The following is a 21,503-nucleotide window of genomic DNA, read 5'->3' as shown; positions in this document are numbered from 1 at the left end:
ACTTGTAGTCAAGAGCGCCCCCATACCGTGTGGCCATGACTGATGTCGTCTTCATCCACGGCCTCTGGGTATTCCACACTTCGTGGCAGCCCTGGATCGACCGCTTCGCCGCCGAGGGCTACCACGCGATCGCGCCGCGCTGGCCCGGTGAAGCGGAGACAGTAGCCGCCACCCGCGAAAACCCGAACGCGCAAGCCGGTTTCGGTTTGCGTCAGATCACCGATCACTTCGGGGCGATCGTCGAGCAGTTCGATACCCCGCCCATCGCGGTCGGGCACTCGTTCGGTGGCCTGATCGCCCAGCTGCTACTCGGCCAGAACAAGCTGGCCGCCGCGGTCGCCATCGATCCCGCTCCGATCAAAGGCATCCGGGCACTGCCGCTGACGCAGTTGCGCTCGGCGTTCCCGGTGCTGGGTAACCCACTCAACCATGGCCGCGCCAAAGGGCTGACTCGCGGACAATGGCGCTACGGTTTCGGCAATGCGCTGAACGAGACGGAATCCGATGCGCTGTGGGAACAATGGGCGATCCCGTCGCCGTGCAAGCCACTCTTTGAAGTGGGGACGGCCAACTTTGTGCCGAAGTCGGCCGCCACCGCGGACACCGCGAACACCGCACGCGGGCCGCTACTGATCACCGGGGGAACCGAGGACCACACCGTGCCCCTGGTCACCGCACGAGGCGCCTACAAGCGGTACGCGAAATCGTCGGCGGTCACCGAATTCCACGAATTCACCGGCAAGGGACATTCGCTCACCATCGACCGAGACTGGCCGGAAGTCGCCGACGTCGCGCTCACCTGGCTGAAAGCGCAGAACCTGGAGGCGTGAGCCTCAGGCCGCCAGGTCGGTGTAGGTGGTGGTGCGCTGACGAGCCGGGCGGCCGATACCGGCGGCGATGGCCATCAACTCCTCCGCGGACTTCGCCGAGCCGTTCTCCGAGCCGGCCATCCGCGAGATGGTCTCCTCCATCAGGGTGCCGCCCAGGTCATTTGCGCCGCCCTGCAGCATCACCTGCGTGCGCTCGACCCCCAGCTTCACCCACGACGTCTGGATGTGAGAAATCCTGCCGTGCAGCATGATTCGCGCCAGGGCGTGCACGGCCCGGTTGTCCCGGTGCGTCGGGCCGGGACGAGCGCCGCCTGCGAGGTACAGCGGCGACGACTGGTGTACGAACGGCAGCGGCACGAACTCGGTGAACCCACCGGTGCGGTCCTGGATTCCCCGCAGCACGTTGAGGTGTCCCACCCAGTGCTTGGGGGTGTCGACGTGCCCGTACATCATCGTCGAACTCGACCGCAGGCCCACCTCGTGCGCGGTGGTGATCACGTCGATCCACTCCGAGGTGGGCAGCTTGCCTTTGGTCAACACCCAGCGCACCTCGTCGTCGAGGATCTCCGCAGCGGTACCGGGAATGGAACCGAGCCCGGCCTCCCGCAGCGAGGTCAGCCATTCCCGCACCGATAGGCCGCTGCGGGTCACCCCGTTGGCGATCTCCATCGGCGAGAACGCATGCACGTGCATCGACGGCACCCGCGCCTTGACCGCCCGCACCAGATCGGCGTAGCCGGTGACCGGAAGTTCGGGGTCGATCCCGCCCTGCATGCAGACCTCGGTGGCTCCGGCGACGTGCGCTTCCCAGGCACGGTCGGCGACCTCGGAGGTGGACAGCGAGTACGCGTCGGCGTCGCCCTTGCGCTGGGCGAACGCGCAGAACCGGCAGCCGGTGTAGCAGATGTTGGTGAAGTTGATGTTCCGATTCACCACGAACGTCACGTCATCACCGACCGCCTCGCGGCGCAGCGAATCAGCTAGGGCGGCAACCGCATCCATCGCCGGGCCGTCGGCGGTGGCCAGGGCCAGGTATTCGTCGTCGCTGCAGCCGCCCGGGTTGCGCTCGGCCGACCGCAGGGCAGCCAGCACATCGGTGTCGATGCGCTCGGGAGCGCGGGCCGCCAACTCGGAGACCTTCTCCCGGATGGATTCCCAGTCACCGAACGCGCTGCCGAGATCGCTGCGGGTCTCGGTCAGCCGGCCCTCGGTGTCGATGGCCGAATGAAGATCGGTGCGGCCCAAAGACTCCGACGCCTCGTCGGGTTCCTGCCAGGGCCTGCCCACCGGCTTGGTGTCCAGCGCCCATCCGGTGTCCGGATCGGCCAGCGCATCCACATGTCCACGCACCCGGGGATCGATCCACGCCGCACCCGCCTGCACGTACGACGGCTGCGCGGTAAGGCGTTCCACCAGTTCGTAACCCGCCGCGGCGGTCACATCGGCCAGCTCGTCCAGGGCGGGCCACGGCCGCTCCGGGTTGACGTGGTCCGGCGTCAGCGGCGACACCCCACCCCAGTCGTCGACACCGGCCCCGACCAGCGCCAGGCATTCCTCCCGCGACACCAGGTTCGGCGGCGCCTGAATGCGCATCTTCGGGCCGAGCACCAGGCGGCTGACGGCGATGGTGGCCAGGAAGTCATCGATGCCCGCGTCGGGTACCGACGCCATCGCGGTGTGGTCCTTGGCCCGGAAGTTCTGCACGATCACTTCCTGAACGTGCCCAAACGCCTTGTGCGAGCGCCGGATTGCGTGCATCGTCTCGGCGCGCTCGGTCAGCGTCTCACCGATGCCGACGAGCAGACCCGTGGTGAAGGGAACTGAAAGCCTGCCGGCATCATCGAGCGTGCGCAGCCGCACCGCGGGATCTTTGTCCGGGCTGCCGTAATGCGCCAGGCCCTTGGTCTCGAACAGCCGCCGCGACGTGGTCTCGAGCATCATGCCCATCGACGGCGCGACCGGCTTGAGGCGCGACAGCTCGGTCCAGCTCATCACCCCGGGGTTCAGGTGCGGCAGCAGGCCGGTCTCTTCGAGCACTCGGATCGCCATGGCACGCACGTAGTCCAGGGTGGAGTCGTAGCCGCGCTCGTCCAGCCACTGCTTGGCCTCGTCCCAACGCGCTTCAGGACGGTCACCGAGGGTGAAAAGGGCTTCTTTGCAACCCAATTCCGCGCCTCGACGTGCCACGTCGAGGATCTCGTCGGGCTCCATGAACATGCCCTTGCCCTCGGCACGCAGCTTGCCCGGCACCGTCACGAACGTGCAGTAGTGACAGGTGTCGCGGCACAGATGGGTGACCGGGATGAACACCTTGCGCGAATAGGTGACCGGCAGGCGCCCGCTGGGGCCGCGGCGGCCTGCGGAGTCCAGGCCGGCGTCCCGAACCCGGGCCGCGCTGGCACACAAGTCGGCAAGGTCGTCGCCGCGGGCGGTCATGGCGATCGCCGCCTCGTCGACGTTGAGGGCGACACCGTCCCGGGCGCGACGCAGGACGCGCCTCAGCGCAGCGGGCGACGGAGCATCAGTCCGCTGCGGAACCACCGGTGTGGGCAACGGGCTACTTGGCTGCGAGTTCAGGGCCACTCCCCGGTAACCGTCGACAGCAGAGAAATCATCCGCACGTCCCACAATCTGAAACTCCGGCGACCGACATGCTGCACACAGTAGTCCTCGCGCCTGGCCGCGCGGCCGTGCCCGTCGGCCCCGCTCAGTGACCGGGACACGGCCGCGAAATCTGTAACACTTACGCGCACGCAACGTAAATTGTCAGTATTAGCTGTGCCTGAAGCAGGGGGTTCGCCATGACCGTGTCCGTCCGTTCATATCTGACCGCTGGGATAGCCGCGGCAGTCGTCGGCGCCGTGGCCCTGACTCCCGTGCAGCCCTCGGCGCCGACCGCGATGTCGCTGGACTCCGTCCGCCTGTCAGCCGCGGTCGAGCCGCTGGTCAACCAGGTCAATACCGCCGCAGCCACCATCGGCGCGCCCCACGTCGCCCCGTCCCCCGGCCAGCCCGCAGCAGCCAAGACTGCGCAGGCGAACAACAACGTCTCGGACGCCATCGATGCGGCCTATCAGTGGGTCCTCTACTGGGGCAATTATTTCGCCCTGGACCTGGGCCCGTATTTACTCGGATGGATCCCGTTCGGTTATCTGATCAGCGACCAGATCTACATCTGGTACCCCAACTTCACCGTCCCGGTGGCCAACAGCTTCGTCTACGACTTCCTGGACCCGGTGGTCAACGACTTCTGGAACCCGACCGTCTGGCGCAACGGGCTGACCGCGATCGCCCAGACCACCCTGAACAGCCTCGGCGTGGTCGGCACCCAGGAGGTCGCGTACTTCTGGAGCCTGCAGTGGTTCCCGTTCCCCCTCCCGCCGTTGCCGCCGCTGCCGTTCGCCGCGCTGAAGACGCCCGCCGCGGCCGCGAGCGCAGGCGCCGCCGTCGAGCAGAAGACCGAAACGACGACCGCCAAGTCCGGCCTCGCCCATTCCGCCCGTCCGCAGGCGGCATCCCAGAAGGCCGACCCAGCCGACGACACCACGGTCACCGCCCAAGCGGTCACCGACACCACCGCATCGCAGGACACCCCCGCCCCGAAGGCCGCCACCACCAACAAGTCCGCCAAGGCCGGCATCAGCGCGGGCTCGGCCAAGGGTGGCTCGACCAAGTCGGGCACCAATTCCGGCGCCAAGAAGTCGACGGGCGGTTCGGCGCGAAGCAAAGCCGCGAAGGGCAGCAGCTAATTGCGGGTGCGCCGCCACAGGAACACCGCGGGCGGCGTAGCGCCCAGCGCCAGGAAGATCAGCACCGAGTAGGCCATCACTCCAGGGCCGCCGAACACGATGTCGCCACCTGGCCCGCCCAGGGTCAGCGCGGCGACAGTGACCAGCCACGTCATCAGCGGCAGCGCGGCAAGCCGGTCGGAGTCCGTCCAGTACCCGGCCGCCCACACCAGGGCCAGGTTCACCAGACCGCTGACCAGCGCGCTGATCGGCAGCGGCACGCCGCCCAGATAGAGCGGCAGGAACAGTGCGCCGCCGACAGCCGAAAGGACACCGTCGACGGCCAGCAGGGCGAGCACCACCGTGCGGACGGCCGGATCGGTCGTGCCCGGATCGTCGGCGACGGAAGGTGTGGTGCGGGCCGGTCCTGCCGGTCGCGATCGAGGTCGGTTCAACCTACTGGCCGAAGCCGAGTCCGCCGAGAAGGTCGGTCTCCCAACCGCGCTCGTTGGTCGGGCCCGCTGTGCCCTCGACGAGCACGTAGTGTTCGGCGGCCAATACGGGCAGCACGAGCTTGTTGGACAGCGTGAACGCGCGCCTGGTCGGACCGACCAGCATCTGCGTGGCGTGCGCGGCGATCGCGTCGACCTTGGCTTCGACATGCTCGGGCGCCTCGACGATCGTGGTGATCTTGTCGTCGGGGAAACCGAACTCGACATCCGCGGGCGGCATGATCCAGTCGGCCAGCACGTCGTCTGGCCGCAGCGCGTTGACGCCGTCGCGAAAAGCGCTGGCGCAGATGACACCCCAGTAGAACTTCGGCACAGTCCACGTCGCGGCCGCGACCGCGGCGGTGGTGATCTTGTGGGTCTGCACATGGTCGGGATGGCCGTAGCCGCCGCCCGGGTCGTAGGTGGCGACGACGTGCGGGCGCAGTTCGTCGATGACGTCGGCCAGCAGACCGACGGCTTCGTCGACGTCGGCGTCGACGAACTTGGTGTGCTTGCGCGCCGGCGTGCCGGGCATGCCCGAGTCGCGCCACCTGCCCGCGCCGCCGAGGAAGCGCGGACCGGACAGGCCCAGCGCCGCAAGGGCCGTCGTCAGTTCGCCGATTCGGTAGCCACCCAACTGATCCGCTTCGTCGACGGCGAGGCGCAGCCAGCGGTCGTCGATGATCTCGCCCTCTTCACCGAGGGTGCAGGTGACGACGGTGACCTCGGCGCCGCGTTGCACGTAGCGCGCAATGGTGACCGCGTTGTTCATCGTCTCGTCGTCGGGATGGGCGTGCACGAACAACAACCGCGGGGTCTCCTGCTCAGCCACGTCGGCCACCCTACCGCCGCAGGTGGCATAGATTCGGCGCGTGACCCGGCGCCCCCTGGAGTTCGGCTGTGCGGTCGTCGCGATCGGGCTGCTGGCCGGGCTCGCCGGCGCCGCGACCACCCTGCTGCTGCACGCAGTCGAGCACCTCACGTTCCACTACAGCTTCGGGACCCTGCTCGACGGGGTGACGGGCTCGAGCCCGGTGCGCCGAGCGGTCGGCCCGACGATCGGCGGTGCGCTCGCCGGCCTCGGCTGGTGGCTGCTGCGGCGACGCACCCGGGTGCCGTCATTGTCGGACGCCATCGCGTCTCCCCGACCCTTGCCTCGGCTCGCGTTGTCGCTCGACGCCTGCCTGCAGGTGCTGTTGGTGGGCGCCGGCGCGTCGCTCGGCAGGGAGGGCGCGCCGCGCCAGTTCGCCGCCGTACTCGGCGATCTGGGCACCTCGAGGTGGGCACTGACCGCGGGCGATCGCAGGGTCCTGCTCGGCTGCGCGGCCGGTGCAGGCTTGGCGGCGGTGTACAGCGTGCCGATGGGCGGTGCCCTGTTCGCCATCCAGATCGTGCTGCGCAGCTGGAGCCTGCGCACCGTCGGGACGGCGATGATCACCTCCAGCATCGCGGTGGCGGTGGCCGCGCCGGTCACCCATCTGGAGGTGCCGTTGCACTGGCCCAATCCCGAGCTGTCCTACCTGCTGACCGGATTCGCCGTACTGATCGCCCCGCTGGCGCTCGCGGTCGGTCGGGGGTTCAACCGGCTGATGCAGTACGCCAAGGCTCACCGGGTCGGCGACTCGTGGTTGCTGATCCCCGCCATCGCCGCCGCCGGCCTGCTCGTCGGTGTGCTGTCGCACTGGTGGCCCGAACTGCCGGGCAACGGCAGGAGCGTGCTGACCGTGAGCGTCGGCTCCGGGCTGACACTGGCCTCGGCCGGTGCCCTACTCCTGCTCAAACCTTTGGTGACCGCGCTGTTCCTGCGCGCGGGTGCGGTCGGCGGCATGCTGACTCCGGCACTGGCCACCGGCGCGGCGACCGGCTCGCTGGTGGCGCTGGCGATCAATACCTGGACACCGGTGACGGTCAGCATCCCGGCGGTGTCCCTGGCCTGTGCCGCGGGCGTACTGGCCGTCACTCAGGGCGCTCCCACCTGGGCCGCGTTGTTCGTGTGGGAGCTGGCCCATCCCCCGTGGTGGCTGCTGATCGTCTTCGCCGCCGCCGCGGGCGCCGCCAGTGTGCTCGACCGTCTGCTCGAGCGGCGCCGCGAAATTCAGGTGAACGAGCAAACCGATCACTGACAAGTGCCGCCGGATCGGGTAGAAGGACTCAGGTGGAGAACGTGCCGCTGTCCCCGACCGCTGATCCAACGCTTCGGAGCGCGATGACGCGCCGGCTGCTGCGGCGTTCGGTCGCCACGGGCGAGATCAGCCTGCCCGCCGTACCCGGCTTGCTCGAGGCGTACGTGACGATGTGCGCCACCCTGTTCGCGGCGCTGGGCAGCGAATTCAGCGCCGAGCAGATCGACGAACTCCGCGCGATCCTGGACGAGCAGCTGACCGAGGCGTTCGGCGCGTCACCGCGCTCGGAGATCGTCATCTCGTATGAGGCCCCGGTGGGAACGGTGCTGAACTATCACGTCAAAAGCCGTTGGTGGACGGTCGAGGGCGCGTACGAGAACTGGATCGCCACCCGCGAACCGCCGTTGTTCGGATCCGAGCCCGACGCCCGGGTGTGGGCACTGGCGAGCGAAGCGGGCGATCCCCGCTCGTGTCCGATCCTGGACCTGGGTGCCGGAACCGGCCGCAACGCATTGGCGCTGGCGAGGCGCAGCCATGAGGTCGACGTGGTGGAGATGACGGCGTCGTTCGCCGAGAGCATCCGCGCCGCCGCGCAGAGCGAGTCACTGGCCGTCCGCGTGTTGCAGCGCGACATCTTCGCGACGCTGGAGGATCTGCGTCGCGACTACCGCCTGATTTTGCTGTCGGAGGTGGTGTCGGACTTCCGGTCGACGGATCAGTTGCGCGGGATCTTCGAGTTGGCCTCGCGCTGCCTGGCCCCGGGCGGTCGTCTGGTGTTCAACGCATTCGTCGCGCACCGCGATTACACCCCCGACGACGGGGCGCTCCAACTGGGCCAACAGTGCTACACCACGATCTTCACCCAACCCCAGATGGCGGCGGCGCTGGCCGGGTCGTCGCTGGCACTGGTGTCGGACGTGTCGGTCTACGACTACGAGAAGGACCATCTGCCTGCAGGCACGTGGCCGCCGACGAGCTGGTACGCCGAGTGGGTCAGCGGACAGGACGTGTTCGACGTTCCCCGCGATCAACGCCCCATCGAGATGCGGTGGCTGGTGTACGAAAAACCGGGCGCGCTGCCGGTATGACGCACCAAAATTAGCCAGTCTGTGCGTACGCAAATTTCCTCAGGCGCTCTTAAGGTACCGGCCGTGCTAATTGGGTTGGCCCGCAACGATTTTCTGGCCCCCACCCAGGTCATCAGGAATTTTCGCTAAAAAAAATTCTCAGGCGGCGTCTTTACCCTTATCAGCCTATTCTCAGGTATCGTTCTCCTAGCCGGTGCCGCAAACACGGATTAGGGAGACGGCATGCGACGGGCGTTGGGGCCATTCCTTACTACAGGAGTGGCACTCGTGGCGGCGACTGTGGTCGTGGCCAACCCCCTCGCGCCTCCATCCAGGGACATGCAGATCTCCACGACGCAGCTGTCCACCAGCCCCGATTTGCTCAGCCCGTCCGATAAATCCCTGCTCAGCGCGCTGACGCCGAAGTTGCCGAGTTCCGATATCGGTCCTGCGCTCGCACAGATCCTGGCCGCCCTGGCCGCGGACGCCGATCGCATCAGCCGCGAGGTCAGCTCGGCGATCAATCCGGAGCCGTCGATGGTCGCGGCCCTCCCCGAGCAAACTGCTTATCGGCCCGACCCTATAGGTTCTGGCTTCGTCGAGTCGGCCAACGCCACTCCTGCCCCATCCACCACAGGATTCGTCACGTCAGTCGTCAGTTCCGACGTGGTGCAGGCGCTCAACGGCCTGGTCTTGGACACCTCATATCTCGGCGGAAAAGTCGTCGAAGCGGCCTACGCCGTGGTGGCGGTGATCATCCGCGTTCCGCAATTCGTCGTGACCGCCGCCCTCGACCTGCTCAACGGCGACATCACCGGTGCGCTGGACACCGTCAAGGCCGCAATCCGGGCGTTCTGGGGTCCAGGGCTGATCATTCTCGACGGCATCAGGGACGTTCTGTACGGACGCCGGGCGCCGGCCATCCCGCCGCCCACCGCACTCAAGAAGCTGGTCGCCTCGGCGACTGCCGGCGCAGGGACCGAGGCCAAACCGGTCACCAGCGAGCCGGCCACCGATACCGCGACACCGGCTCCGTCCGGCCTGAACACCAAGGCCGGCTCCGCTCGTAAACCCGACACGACACCGACGGCGGCCAGCCTGCGGCCGACCATCACGAGCAAGTCGACCGATTCCAGCGACTCGGGCACGGGCTCGGCGACCCCGACCAAGGGCCGCAGCGAGAGCAAGGCGTCGACGGGGACGACACGCTCGACGGCGGGCTCGGCCCGGGACTCGAAGAGCTCCTCTTCCAGTTCTTCCAGCGGCGGCTCGTCGGCCGACTGACTCCCCAGGGCGGGCCGAACTGGTTCACCGCTCAAGCACCGGTCATAACTTCTGCCAACTCGCAGTTTCCCAGTTTGCTGTCAGGTAAGTTTCGCCTGGTCGGTACACCTCGGCGAAGGAGCCAGAAATGCCTACCGCTGTCACCTCGCTCTACCGGACCAGCATCGCGCTCGCGGGGGCGGGCGTCATTGCCGTCAGCCCGCTGATCCCCAGCCACAGCGCGCCCGTCACCTCGGTGCACCTACCCCAGATCCAGCTCACCGACTTGTCCGTCCCGGCGCTCGGCGCGATCCCCTACCAGATCGGCATCAACCTGCTCGGCGACATCCTCGCCGCGACCCCGATCCTGATCGGCAGCACCCAGCAGTGCGACACCTACTGCCTGGGACCGAATACTCCGGCGCCGTTGCCGACCTACGCGCCGTTCACCGGGTGGGGTCTGGTCGGGCTGGGCAAGGGGCTGATCAGCAGCCCTGTCGCGTTCATCGGCGCGCTGCAGGCCGGCCGAGACGTCGCCCAAGCTCTCGGCGTGGCACTGCTCGCGATTCAGGTGCCCATCACCAACACCTTCAGCCTGCTCACCGCATCGCGCATCCCCTTCGGCGGCTTCGAGCTGCAGGCCACCCTCGAACGAACCTTCACCGCATCCCAGGACGCCCTCGTCGCCGGGTATCAGATCGCCGCCCAGGCGCTGGTGCAAGGCCCGTTGACAGTGCTCGGCGGCGCCGTGGCCGGGGCGACGGCGTTCGCCTCGACACTGGCCCAAACCGGCGATGTCGTCACCGCATTGACCGCGGGCCGGGCACCGATCCAGCAGGCGGTCACCGCCGCGGCAAACGACCTCGCCTTCAAGATCGATACCGGACGAGCGCGGGTCTACGCCGACCTCATCGCCGGCCCCGGGGCCACCACCCGGCCGATCCCCACCGTGCCGGCCCCGAGCGGAGCGGCAAGCCGCCTGGCCAAGTCCACCACCACGAAGCCGGCCACAGCCGGCAGCGCCACGTCCACCGCCAAGAAGGGCGGGGTCGCCGGTTCGAAGCGCGCGCACAAGGCCGCCTCCGGCCGGTAGGTCTACTGCGCGGCTTTGGCCCATCGGCCGGCGTCACCGACGATGCCGACCGGCACCGCTCCGCTCAGGCTGACGTTCTGCACGCTCGGGCCCACTGCGACGATCGTGGTGTCCTGCAGGATCGGCAGGACCGTCGACATGTTCCACAGCCGCGGTTCGACCAGGTTGATGACGTCGTCGATCTTGGCCGAACCATCAAGGGCCGCTTCGATATTGGGCTGAATGCTGCGATCGCAGATCCCGGTCAAGTTCGACGGTGCCTGAACCAGCGCACCCGACTCGGGCGCGGGCGGCGGCGGGCTTGTCGGCGTCATGGTCGTGGTGACCGGCGACGGGCTGGACGAGGCCGTCGGCGACGGGCTTGCGGTCGTGCTGGTCGGAGCCGCCGTCGAGACGGGCGTCGCCTCCAGGGCCGGGCAGCCGTAGCGCGAGGCCAGCGAGGTGGCCAGGTCACCGCCGGCGGCATGCCAGCCGACGATGGCGTCGACGCGGTTGTTCACCAGCGCATCCCCGTAGAGCACCGGCGGATCGAGCGCCAGCACCGTCGCGGCGATGCCGACACTGCGCAACTGGTCGGCGGCGGTGTTGGCGACCGCAACCGACGTCGGGTCGTTGGCGGCCACGCCGATCACCAGCGACAGGATCTCGCCGTCCTTGCTGACCCGCCCGCGGGTGATCTCCGGCGGACCCGGCTGCGGCGTCTCGGTGCGCGACCCGGCCGACGGCGGCGACGGCACCGGCGACTCGGTGGGAGTCCGGTCGATCTGGAAGCCGACCTGCTCGAGCAGTGCCAGCGACCGCTGCATGCCCAGTGCCGGCGGTGCGGTGGGCACGTAGCCGGGATCGCTCGGCGAACGCACCTGCGCCTGCGCCAGGGTGACGGTGTTGTCGCTGCCGGCGCCGACCGCGGCCAGCAGATCCACGTCCAGCAGCCCCAGAATCGCTTTGCGGACAGCCGGATCCGACAATTTGGGCTCGTTCGCCCGCAACGTCAGCTGCATGACCCGAGGAGTGACGATCCGCGCGGTACGCACATCCGGGATGGCCGACAGCTGAGCGAACGCGGCAGCGCCACCGTGCACCTGCGCCACCTGGGTGTCGCCGTTGCGGATCGAGTCGGCCAGTGCGGCGGGCGCGCCGGCGCGGCGGAACAGGATCTGGTCGGGGTGCGCCGGCGGTCCCCAGAATCGGTCGTTGCGGGCCAGCAGGATCTCATCGCGCTGAGGGTCGATGTTGTCCACCCGGAACTGGCCGGCGGTCACCGGCATCGCGCGGGCCAGGCCGGCCGGGAACCCGCCCGGCACATCCTTGACGATGTGCGCGGGCAGCAGGTCGTTGAACAGCTCCCGCCACGCCGGGTACGGCTGCGCGAACGTCACCACCGCGGTCTTGCCGCCCTCGATCGACTGCACGCCGGTGATCAGGTCGTAGCCGGCGGGGTCGACCACGCCGGGCTGGCTGACCATCTGGCGCCACAGGTACCAGAAGTCGTCGGCGGCGATCGGGGCGTTGTCGGTCCACGACGCTTCGGGGCGGATCTTGTAGGTGACGGTGAACGGGTTCTGGTTGGTCACCTCCGCCGAGACCAGCAGCGTCGGGTCCATCTCCCAGCGGGAGCCGGTCGGCGTCGCCGGATCCGGGACCGGGCGAAACGAGCTGGGCAGCACCAGCGCACTGATCGCGGCGTTCACCGGCGACTGGTCGGAGAGCAGGTGCGGGTTGAACCCGGCGCCGATCGAGTCGATGCCCATGATGATCTGAGTTGGCCGGGCCGGTGGCGGCGGGGGCACGTTCGTCGTCTCGGTGCTCTGCGGAGCCGGCGGCGGGCTGACCGTGCAAGCGGCCGTGACCAGCACGGACAACAGCACAGCCAGCACTCGAAGGCTGCGCAGTCTCCTCGGCACGCCCCTCAGAGTAGCGATAGGTCGCAGGTCAGCCCCTGGCCTTGGCCCGGGATTTCGCCCGCGCCCGACTCGTGGCGTCGAGCTCGACCTTGCGCACCCGCACGATCTCCGGCGTCACCTCGACGCACTCGTCCTCGGCGCAGAACTCCATGGCCTGTTCGAGGCCGAGCTCCAGCGGCCGGGCGAGTGTCTCCATCACGTCAGCGGTGGAGGACCGCATGTTGGTGAGCTTCTTCTCCCGGGTGATGTTGATGTCGAGGTCCTCGGCGCGCGGATTGATTCCGACGACCTGGCCTTCGTAGGTCTCCTGCCCGGGCTCGACGAAGAACTGCCCACGGTCGGCGAGCTGGATCATCGCGAACGGGGTGATCTGACCGGAGCGGTCGGACACCAACGAGCCGGTGTGCCGGGCCCGGATCTCCCCCGCCCACGGTCGGTACCCGTCGAACACCGCGTTGGCGATTCCGGTGCCGCGGGTCAGCGTCAGGAAGTCGGTGCGGAATCCGATCAGGCCGCGGCTGGGCACGATGAAGTCCATCCGCACCCATCCGGCTGCGTGGTTGGCCATCTCTTCCATGCGGCCCTTGCGGGCGGCCATCAGCTGGGTGATGGCGCCGACGAACTCCTCCGGGCAGTCGATGGTCATCGCCTCGAACGGCTCGTGCAGCTTGCCGTCGATGGTGCGGGTGACCACCTGCGGCTTGCCGACGGTCAGCTCGAAACCCTCGCGGCGCATCTGCTCCACGAGCACCGCCAGTGCCAGCTCACCGCGGCCCTGCACTTCCCAGGCATCCGGGCGGCCGACGTCGACGACCTTGATCGAGACGTTGCCGACCAGTTCGGAGTCCAAGCGGCTCTTGACCATTCGCGCTGTGAGCTTGTGGCCGGACACCTTGCCCGCCAGCGGCGAGGTGTTGGTGCCGATGGTCACCGAGATCGCCGGCTCGTCGACGGTGATCCGGGGCAGCGCGTGCGCGTGGTCGGGGTCGGCGAGGGTGTCGCCGATCATGATCTCGGGGATGCCGGCCACGGCGACGATGTCGCCGGCGACGGCTTCCTCGGTAGGGGTGCGTTCGACGCCTTCGGTGACGAGCAGCTCGGTGATCTTGGCGTTCGTGATCACCGGGTGGCCGTCGACCTCGCGCATCCAGGCCACCTGCTGGCCCTTCTTGAGGCGGCCCTTGTAGATGCGGATCAGCGCGAGCCGGCCCAGGAACGCCGAGGCGTCCAGGTTGGTCACCAGCGCCTGCAGCGGCGCCTCCGGATCGCCCTGCGGCGGCGGAATGTGCTCGAGCAGGACGTCGAACAGCGGATCGAGGTTCTCGCCGTCGGGGTTCTCACCGTTGGCGGGCTGGGTGGTGCTGGCGATGCCGGCCCGTCCCGAGGCGTACAGCGTCGGCAGGTCCAGTGCTTTCTCGGCGGCCGCCTGCGCTTCCTCGTCGAGATCGGAGGCGACGTCGAGCAGCAGATCGTGGCTTTCCTCGACGACCTCGGCGATCCGGGCGTCGGGACGGTCGGTCTTGTTGACCACCAGGATCACCGGCAGGTGCGCGGCGAGCGCCTTGCGCAGCACGAACCGGGTCTGCGGCAGCGGGCCCTCGGAGGCGTCCACCAGCAGCAGCACACCGTCGACCATCGACAGGCCGCGCTCCACCTCACCGCCGAAGTCAGCGTGACCGGGGGTGTCTATGACGTTGATCACTGTCATCGTCCCGTCGGGGTTATGACGATGCACGGCGGTGTTTTTCGCCAGGATCGTGATGCCCTTTTCTTTCTCCAGGTCACCGGAATCCATCAAGCGTTCGATGGTGTCGTCACCACGGTGGGTCAAGGCGCCGGACTGCCGCAACATGGCGTCCACCAGCGTGGTCTTGCCGTGGTCGACGTGCGCCACGATGGCGACATTGCGGAAGTCTCGGTTGTTCACGGCCCTGATTCTCGCAGCGCAGGTGCCCTTTTGCGAAAACGAGGAAGCACCAGCAGCGCCGCGCCGAGGAAGCACAGCGCTCCGAAGAAGGTTCCCAGGTTCGCTACCAGCGCGTCCTCGGTGATTCCGGTTCGCCGCACGAATGCGCCCACCGCGGAGACACCGAACGCGATCGAGCCGATCATGTTGATCCACTCCGCCTGCCAGTCGCGCGAACCGAGCGCGATCAGCCCCACCGCGATCGTGGCCGCAGCCACCCCGAGCGCCGCGCTCACCAGGAAGGCGACCGACCCCAACGCGTCCGGCGTCCACACGTAGTGCCGGCGCACCCCGGTCGCGTGCGCCCACACCGCGGCACCGGTACTGATGTTGAACAGCACCGTGCCCGCGAATTGGATTGCCGCCGAGAGCCATTCGAGCTTCCAGGGCGGTGTGGCGAGAATCAGTTGCATCCAGGCCGCAGCGGTGAAGAAGCAGGAGCCGGCGAAGCAGAGCCAGTTGGCGGCGCCCGCACCGGCAACGGCGGAGAAACCGGGAACGGTCGCTGCGGCGAAGAACGCCGAACCCACCGCGAACAGCCAACATTGCCGCGAAAGTGTCGCCAGCGTCCCCACGTACGGCATTCCAACAGGCTTTCCACACCATTCGCAAACTCGGCGGAGTTACCGTGAATGCATACCGTCAAAGGAGGTTCGGACATGACGGTCTATGAAGTTCTCACTGTTGCCCTCATCGTGGTGCTCGGCACAGCGGCCACCGCCGCCATCTATCTCGGGCTGCTCAACTGGATCGGTGCGGCGTACGTCGTACGGTGTGCGGGTTGCCGTCACCTGACGGTCTCGTCGGATCGCCGGCAGCCGGAGACGTGCCCCCACTGCCGCCACCCCGTCCTCATGCACCCGGTGCATGCCGCGCATCACCCGCGGCAGTTCGCCGATGTGCGGGTCGCGGGTGACGCCCTCAAGTACTAGGGGTAGGACAGCAGCAGGATGACGCGCCCGCCCGGCGGTGCCGCGCCGAACACGTCCGGGTCGAAGCCGTAATACGTGCGCTGGTCGTCGGTGATCTGGTCGATCACCTTGCCGGTGGCCTTCAGCCGGCCGTCGCCGGTGTGCTGCATGACGCCGCGGAAGTCGGGCACCGACATCGATTCCGCGAGCAGCAGCGCCTGCCCTCCGGCGTCGAGGTCGACGAGGATCCCGGCCCCGGCATAGTTGTTGCCGCCGCGTCCGGTACCGCGAGGCGCCCAGTACTGCGGGGCCGACGCCGGTGTGCCCCGCACCCGGCGATAGTCGCCGACGTGGTCCCGGCCGTCCGCAACGGTCACCTCGGGCAGCCCCGCGATGGTGCGTTTCTCGGCGATCCACATCCAGCCCAGCGGGATGCAGACGATGGCGTACATCAGCACCACCAGCATCAGCACCGGTTTCCAGGCGATCTCCCAGCCCAGCCTGCGTGCCGACACCCGCAGACCGGACAGCTGATCGTCGAGCTGACGTCGACCGAATCGCAAGACGTACCAGGCCAATACCCGCGCCAGCGCCATGCAGCCGAGAATGATCAGACCGACGATGCCGGTGATGCGCCAGTAGAAGGTGCTGTCGCCCTGATTGGTGGTGGCCGCGACCATGACCGCCGGGATGGGTGCGGTGAGCAGGAGCAGCAGCGCGTACGACGGGTGGCTGCTGAGGTAGACGTAATCGACCCGGGCTTGATTGTTGGCGGCGTACACCGTGACGTCGCCGACGTCGGCGTGCACCACCGGCGCCCACGAACCCTTCACGATTCTGGGTTTGAGCAGTGTGCGCACGAAGAAGAAGCCGGCGATCAGGGCGACGACCAGCGCTCCCCAGAAGGCGCCGGGCATCGACTCCCCCGTGCCCGGCACGCCGAGCGCGCCGTGAATGTCGATGGCCTTACCGATGAAGAATGCCAGCGGCATCGCGAAAAACAGTTCCAGCAGCCAGATTTGGATGAGTTGCGGAACCCGGGACCCGATCCAGTCGAACGCCAGGACGCGCTGCCAGACGAACCGGAGCACGCTCACGACGGTTCCTCAGCGGAAAACCGGTGCGGTCGGCGTGAATTCGACTTCCATGGCCTCCAACCCGCTGACGAAATTCGCCGGCCGCAGCGGGAGCTCCGCACCGTCGGCCAACCGCAGATCCGGTAGCCGGGCCAGCACCCGGCGGGTCATCGCGGTCAGCTCCAGACGGGCCAACTGGTTGCCCAGGCAGAAATGGGTGCCGAAGCCGAAGCTGACGTGGTTGTTGGGATTGCGGTCGATGCGGAAGGTATCGGGATCATCGAAGACCGTCTCGTCGAAGTTGGCCGATTCGAACAGCAGCAGGATCTTCTCGCCCTGGTGCAGCGCCGTGCCGTGAAAGTCGGTGTCGGTGGTCAGAGTTCGGCACATGTTCTTGATCGGTGAGGTCCAGCGCAGCATCTCCTCGACCGCCCCGGGCAACAGGTCGGGGTCGTCGCGCACCGCCTGCCACTGCTCGGGATGTCGGCTCAGTTCGGCGGTTCCGCCGGACAGCGTGTGCCGGGTGGTCTCGTCACCGCCGATCAGAATCAGCAGGGTCTCGGCGTAGATCTGCTCGTCGGTGAGCTGCTGACCGTCGACGTCGGCAGCGATCAGCACGCTGACCAGATCGTCGGCGGGTTCGCGGCGGCGCTGCGCGACGAAGCCTGCCATGAACTCGTTGTAGGCGGTCAGTGCGGTGGCCGCGGCCAGCAGCGACTCCTCGGTGGCCACCGAACTCAGCGCCACCACCATGTCGTCGGACCACCCCAGCAGGGTGTCGCGGTCCTCGGGGGCCACCCCGAGCATGTCGCCGATGACCGCCATCGGTAGCGGCGCGGCCAGGTCGCGGACGAAGTCGCAGGAACCGCGTTCGCACACCGCGTCGATCAACGTATCGCACAGCGCGTCAATGGATTTCGCCTTGTCCCGGACCCGCTTGCGGGTGAACCCGGCGTTGACCAGCTTGCGCCGCAGCAGATGCTGCGGGTCGTCCATGTCGATCATGTGCGGCAGCGGCGGGGTCGTCGGGCGGATCCCGCCCGCGTTGGAGAACAGTTCCGGCTGCCGCTCGGCGTCGATCACCGCGCGGTACGTCGCTGCGGCGGCCAGGCCGTTGCGGTCGCGGAAGACCGGCTGATGGGCACGCATCCAGCGATACGCCTCGCGGGCCTGGCCGCTGGCGTAGAACCGGCCGTCGGTGAGATCAACGTCGGCGGTGACGTCCGTGAGCACGCCCCAGATCATAGGGCGGCCGGCTCACCCGCCAAGGCGTTTCGCCAGCTCCGGCAGCCACGCCCGGTCAGCGGGCACCCAGGCCAGCGATTCCAGCTCGGCGGCGCTGACCCACCGCAGGGCACGGTGGTCGTGCGGGTGCAGGGCCCCGCCGGTGTGGGTGACGAGGTAGGCCCGCAGGATCATCGACTCACCGATCGGCACGTCGGCGCCGAGACGTTCCCCGACGACGACGTCGACCCCGAGTTCTTCATTGAGCTCCCGCACCAGCGCGTCGGCTTCGAGCTCGCCCGGCACGACCTTCCCGCCCGGCAGCTCCCACAGTCCCGCCAGGTCGGGCGGACGCTGTCGCTGGGCGACCAGAAGCGTCGCGCCGGAGATCAGCGCTCCGGCGACGACGATCTGGGCGGCCATGGCGTGCAACGGTATACGGTCACGCCGCCCGTGACCCGGTTACCCGAGGCTGGCGTTGACGACCGTGAGCTCGTACTTGCTGGTCTTCCAGGACGACAGGAAAGCAGCCAGTGAGACCTCCATGCCGGCGCCCATCGGCTCGTCCTGAGCGTTGGTCGCCGAACTGTCGTTGACCGTCACGACGCCGCGCTTGAGATCAACGGCGATCACCACGATCTCGTGGTCGAGGTCGGTGTAGTTCGGGTTGGCCGACTCCGACGAGTTCGGGATCGCATTCCACATCAGGGACGCGGAAACGGTCACCATGGTCGCGTTGCCGTAGGCGAGGTTCGCCTGGAGATCACCCATGGCGTCCGGGCTGTCGTCGTAATGCGTGGTGTTCGCGGTCAGCCCGAACTCCTTGGCCATCAGCGCCACCGCGTCCTTCACCGCGACACCGTCGGCCGTGTTCTCGTCCAGATACATCTTCGCGCCAGGCCGGACCACACTGTTGGTGGCCTGAGCCAGTCTGACCATGTCGATCTCGGTCGGCCGCTCGCGTCCCCCGGTTGCCTGCGCGATCGCCGCCCCGGTGGCGTTGAGCGTGCAGTTCTCGTAGCTCTGGTTGACGATCGCGTATTCGGAGTTGGACGTCAGCCCGTAGACACCGTCGCCGAGCACCTTGACGGTGAACGTCTCCTCGACGGTGTCGGGCTTGGCCAGTCCCAGCGCAATGGCCAACTGGTGCAGCGTGACCTGCACCAAGCCCAGCGGTCCGGACAGCTGAGCACCGGCACCGTTGTCGGCGACGATCGTGAAGCTATCGGTCACGCCCGGCGTGACCAGTGCCGAGTTGGGCGTGTAGGTGTAGGTCCCGGTCTCCGGATCGAAGTTCGTCAGCTCGCCGTACTTGGGTCCGGTCCCGATCGAGTAGGTGACCTTGTAGCCGTTGTGGCTGACCCCGTCGAGGCGCCCGTTGATGGCGCCGGTGGCCTGGTCCTGGGGATCGGTCTCGTTCGAGAAGGTGGGCGAGCTGTTGAAGAAGATGTAGTTGAGCCGGTCGACCAGACCGGACCACAGCGACTGCAACGTGGGCTGTGCCGATGCCGAGGCGAACGCCGTCGGCGCAGCCGCGGTGAGCCGGGCCGCGCTCGCCGATGCCGCGGCGGCGGAAGGAGTTCCGGGCTGCCCGGCCGTGCCGTTCGGGCCGCTGTCGGCCCGGGGTCCGTCCTGGCCGGCCTCGCCGCCCTGGCCGCCCTGGCCGAAGTCGCCGCCCGTGCCGCCGTTGGGTCCGCCGGCGCCGCCATTGCCGCCGTCACCGCCGCCACCACCGACAGCAGCGGTGCCGTTCTCCACAGTGTTGCCACCGGTTCCGCCCGTGCCGCCGGCACCGCCCGCGCCACCGTCGGCGCCGTCTTGCGTGGTGCTGCCGGCCCCGCCGGATCCACCGTCGCCGCCGCGACCTCCGGTGCCCGCGGCGCCGCCGGTGCCGTATCCATAACCGCCGGCACCACCGTTGCCGCCGACACCACCGATGCCGCCTTCACCCGCGGGATTGATCGCGGTCGCCGCGCCGCCGTCACCGCCGGCGCCGCCCTGGCCGCCGGTGCCGCCGCTGCCGCCGGTCGCGGTCGTGTCCGTGCTCGAGCCACCCCAGCCGCCGAGGCCGCCGGCGCCACCCGCACCGCCGGCACCTGCCGCACCGGCGCTGCCATTCGACGCGAAGACGAAGAAGTACCGGCCGACGCCGCCGCTGCCACCTGCGGCTCCCCCGTCACCGCCACGTCCGCCCGTTCCGCCTGCGCCACCGGGCACGCCGTCACCGACGCTGACCGATTCGGCGCTCGTCACGTTGTAGCCCTTGCCGCCGCTGCCGCCGGTGCCGCCGGAGCCGCCGGAGCCACCGTCGCCGCCCGCACCGAAGATGAGGCTGCCGTTACCTCCGTTGCCGCCGGAGCCGCCCTTCTCACCGGGCGCACCGTCAAGTCCGTCAATGCGATTGATCACGCCGTTGCTGCCGGGGGTGCCGCTCTGGCCGACGCCACCGTCACCGCCTCCGCCGCCGGCGCCCACAACTGACAGCAGCCCGACGTTGCCGCCGTCGCCGCCGTTGCCTCCGCCGTGACCGCCCACGCCGCCGTCGCCGCCGTTGCCCGCCCAGAGACCGCCGGTGCCGCCGTCACCGCCCCGCCCACCGAGGTAGACGCCGTCGCCCTGGTCTGGGCTGTTGCCGCCCGCACCGCCGTCGCCACCGTTCGCGAAGATCGCCAGCGCGCCACCGTTTCCTCCGGCGCCGCCACGCCCGCCGGTCGCGGCGTCACCGCCGACCCCGCCCTTGCCGCCGGTGCCGTAGATCGACATCAACCCGGTGTTGCCGCCGTGCCCGCCGACGCCTCCGGTGCCGGCCTCGGGTATCGCCGCACCGCCGGCACCACCGGCACCGCCGTTGCCTGCCAGCAGACCGCCGGCCCCGCCGCGACCACCTGTGCCGCCCGTTCCGCCCGCGATCACGGAGTCGGCGGCTTGCCCGCCGTCACCGCCCTGGCCGCCGACACCGAACAGGCCCGCAGAGCCGCCTGCGCCACCGGTCGCGCCGGCCGACACGATGTCGGCGCCCTGGCCACCGGCGCCACCGTTACCGGCGATCATCCCGCCGGAGCCGCCCTTGCCGCCCCGGCCTGCGTTGACCGCGGCGATGCCGTCGCCACCCGCGCCACCGTTGCCGAACCATCCGGCAGCGCCACCGTTGCCACCGTTGAAGCCATTGCCGCCGTTGCCGAAGGCGCCACCGTTGCCGCCGCGGCAAACCTTGCCGCCGGTGCAGGTGTCGACCGTCCAGGAGTAGCCGTTGCCGACGATGATCCCGCCATTGGGATGCTCAGCAGTTCCGTTGCCGAAGAAGAAGTTGACCACCGCATCCGGGGTCGGCATCGCCGCCGCCGCCTTGGGCAAGGTGGACTTGGCCTTCACCGTGGACTTGACGGTGGTGTCCACTTGGTCGGCGGCAGGTTCGGTGACCGCGCCGGCCGGCGTCGCAACGCGCGCGCTGGACGACTTGCTCGCCGCCGATCCGCTCGGCGACTTCAGCCGCGTCTTCGGGCCATGCTGACCGGTGGATTTCGTTGCACCCGTTGGTGATGACGCACTCGACGTGCTCGGGCCCTTGCCGCCGGCCGAGCCGGTGGCGTCGGCGGCGGCCGTCGCCGGCGTCGACGCCAGCGCCGCACCCACACCCAGCGTGATCGCCGAGGCACCCAGCCAGGCCAGCACGCGGGCGTCAGGCTTCGGCACACCCAGGCCGCCGAACTCCACGGGCAGCGCCCGCAACCAGAAAGGCCGCCGGAGATCCGGACGGCCGTCGGTGATCGTGGACATGGCAGTGGAAATCATCAGCGCCCCCGAGTCGCTTGTGCGATTTGCTTGGA

General features: G+C 68.8%; 17 protein-coding genes. 7 read left to right on the top strand and 10 right to left on the bottom strand.

Annotation, left to right across the window (positions count from 1 at the left end):
- The first annotated feature begins 35 nt into the window (after positions 1 to 35).
- Positions 36 to 830, top strand: a complete 795-nt coding sequence (locus BST42_RS20865) for an alpha/beta hydrolase (RefSeq protein WP_083121310.1) — start codon at positions 36 to 38, stop codon at positions 828 to 830.
- Between the two features lie 3 nt (positions 831 to 833).
- Here BST42_RS20865 and BST42_RS20860 read toward each other — a convergent pair whose 3' ends face one another.
- A complete protein-coding gene (locus BST42_RS20860) occupies positions 834 to 3,383 on the bottom strand; it encodes a bifunctional FO biosynthesis protein CofGH (RefSeq protein WP_276009479.1) in 2,550 nt (849 codons plus the stop codon).
- Positions 3,384 to 3,631: 248 nt separating this feature from the next.
- Here BST42_RS20860 and BST42_RS20855 point away from each other — a divergent pair, with 248 nt between their 5' ends.
- A complete protein-coding gene (locus BST42_RS20855) occupies positions 3,632 to 4,579 on the top strand; it encodes a hypothetical protein (RefSeq protein ID WP_083121227.1) in 948 nt (315 codons plus the stop codon).
- On the opposite strand, the gene BST42_RS20850 is transcribed toward BST42_RS20855, so the two are convergent.
- On the bottom strand, positions 4,576 to 4,920 hold the full coding sequence (locus tag BST42_RS20850; RefSeq protein WP_237159538.1) for a hypothetical protein: 345 nt from the start codon (positions 4,918 to 4,920) through the stop codon (positions 4,576 to 4,578). The two genes, BST42_RS20855 and BST42_RS20850, sit on opposite strands and share 4 nt — an antisense overlap.
- 94 nt (positions 4,921 to 5,014) lie before the next feature.
- On the bottom strand, positions 5,015 to 5,881 hold the full coding sequence (gene mshB / locus BST42_RS20845; protein ID WP_083121309.1) for an N-acetyl-1-D-myo-inositol-2-amino-2-deoxy-alpha-D-glucopyranoside deacetylase: 867 nt from the start codon (positions 5,879 to 5,881) through the stop codon (positions 5,015 to 5,017).
- A gap of 40 nt (positions 5,882 to 5,921) precedes the next feature.
- Here mshB and BST42_RS20840 point away from each other — a divergent pair, with 40 nt between their 5' ends.
- From BST42_RS20840 to BST42_RS20825, 4 genes are all read left to right on the top strand, one after another.
- Entirely contained in the window at positions 5,922 to 7,172 is a 1,251-nt protein-coding gene (locus tag BST42_RS20840; RefSeq protein WP_083121225.1) for a chloride channel protein, read from the top strand.
- A 32-nt stretch (positions 7,173 to 7,204) separates the two neighbouring features.
- Positions 7,205 to 8,260, top strand: a complete 1,056-nt coding sequence (locus BST42_RS20835) for a class I SAM-dependent methyltransferase (RefSeq protein WP_083121224.1) — start codon at positions 7,205 to 7,207, stop codon at positions 8,258 to 8,260.
- 267 nt (positions 8,261 to 8,527) lie between these two features.
- Positions 8,528 to 9,523: a hypothetical protein gene (locus BST42_RS20830; protein WP_133057493.1), complete on the top strand. Its 996-nt coding sequence runs from the start codon at positions 8,528 to 8,530 to the stop codon at positions 9,521 to 9,523.
- Positions 9,524 to 9,650: 127 nt separating this feature from the next.
- Complete coding sequence (locus tag BST42_RS20825) at positions 9,651 to 10,595, top strand: hypothetical protein (RefSeq protein WP_083121222.1); 945 nt, start codon at positions 9,651 to 9,653, stop codon at positions 10,593 to 10,595.
- A gap of 2 nt (positions 10,596 to 10,597) precedes the next feature.
- On the opposite strand, the gene BST42_RS20820 is transcribed toward BST42_RS20825, so the two are convergent.
- The 3 genes from BST42_RS20820 to BST42_RS20810 are packed head-to-tail and all read right to left on the bottom strand — an operon-like array spanning position 10,598 to position 15,049.
- Positions 10,598 to 12,508, bottom strand: a complete 1,911-nt coding sequence (locus BST42_RS20820; protein ID WP_110918696.1) for an ABC transporter family substrate-binding protein — start codon at positions 12,506 to 12,508, stop codon at positions 10,598 to 10,600.
- A gap of 19 nt (positions 12,509 to 12,527) precedes the next feature.
- Positions 12,528 to 14,426, bottom strand: a complete 1,899-nt coding sequence (gene typA, locus BST42_RS20815; RefSeq protein ID WP_083121220.1) for a translational GTPase TypA — start codon at positions 14,424 to 14,426, stop codon at positions 12,528 to 12,530.
- Positions 14,423 to 15,049 carry a hypothetical protein gene (locus tag BST42_RS20810; RefSeq protein WP_083121219.1) on the bottom strand — a complete coding sequence of 209 codons (627 nt, stop codon included), beginning with the start codon at positions 15,047 to 15,049 and terminating at the stop codon, positions 14,423 to 14,425. Before BST42_RS20810 ends, typA begins: the two co-directional genes overlap by 4 nt.
- Positions 15,050 to 15,124: 75 nt before the next feature.
- Here BST42_RS20810 and BST42_RS20805 point away from each other — a divergent pair, with 75 nt between their 5' ends.
- Complete coding sequence (locus BST42_RS20805; protein ID WP_036343782.1) at positions 15,125 to 15,397, top strand: hypothetical protein; 273 nt, start codon at positions 15,125 to 15,127, stop codon at positions 15,395 to 15,397.
- Here BST42_RS20805 and BST42_RS20800 read toward each other — a convergent pair.
- From BST42_RS20800 to BST42_RS30340, 4 genes are read right to left on the bottom strand one after another with little or no spacing between them, the layout of a single operon-like run.
- Positions 15,394 to 16,473, bottom strand: coding sequence for a hypothetical protein (locus BST42_RS20800; RefSeq protein ID WP_083121218.1), 1,080 nt, complete (start codon positions 16,471 to 16,473; stop codon positions 15,394 to 15,396). The two genes, BST42_RS20805 and BST42_RS20800, sit on opposite strands and share 4 nt — an antisense overlap.
- Before the next feature lie 9 nt (positions 16,474 to 16,482).
- Positions 16,483 to 17,697: a cytochrome P450 gene (locus tag BST42_RS20795; RefSeq protein WP_083121217.1), complete on the bottom strand. Its 1,215-nt coding sequence runs from the start codon at positions 17,695 to 17,697 to the stop codon at positions 16,483 to 16,485.
- A gap of 12 nt (positions 17,698 to 17,709) precedes the next feature.
- A complete protein-coding gene (locus tag BST42_RS20790; RefSeq protein WP_083121216.1) occupies positions 17,710 to 18,099 on the bottom strand; it encodes a (deoxy)nucleoside triphosphate pyrophosphohydrolase in 390 nt (129 codons plus the stop codon).
- A 39-nt stretch (positions 18,100 to 18,138) separates the two neighbouring features.
- Complete coding sequence (locus tag BST42_RS30340) at positions 18,139 to 21,468, bottom strand: hypothetical protein (RefSeq protein WP_165760893.1); 3,330 nt, start codon at positions 21,466 to 21,468, stop codon at positions 18,139 to 18,141.
- Positions 21,469 to 21,503 lie beyond the last annotated feature (35 nt).

Origin of the sequence: Mycolicibacterium rhodesiae, from assembly GCF_002086695.1 — a bacterium.
In the GTDB taxonomy this organism is placed as follows: domain Bacteria; phylum Actinomycetota; class Actinomycetes; order Mycobacteriales; family Mycobacteriaceae; genus Mycobacterium; species Mycobacterium rhodesiae.
Note: the sequence above shows the minus strand (reverse complement) of the source record. Positions and strands in the feature narration are given on the sequence as shown.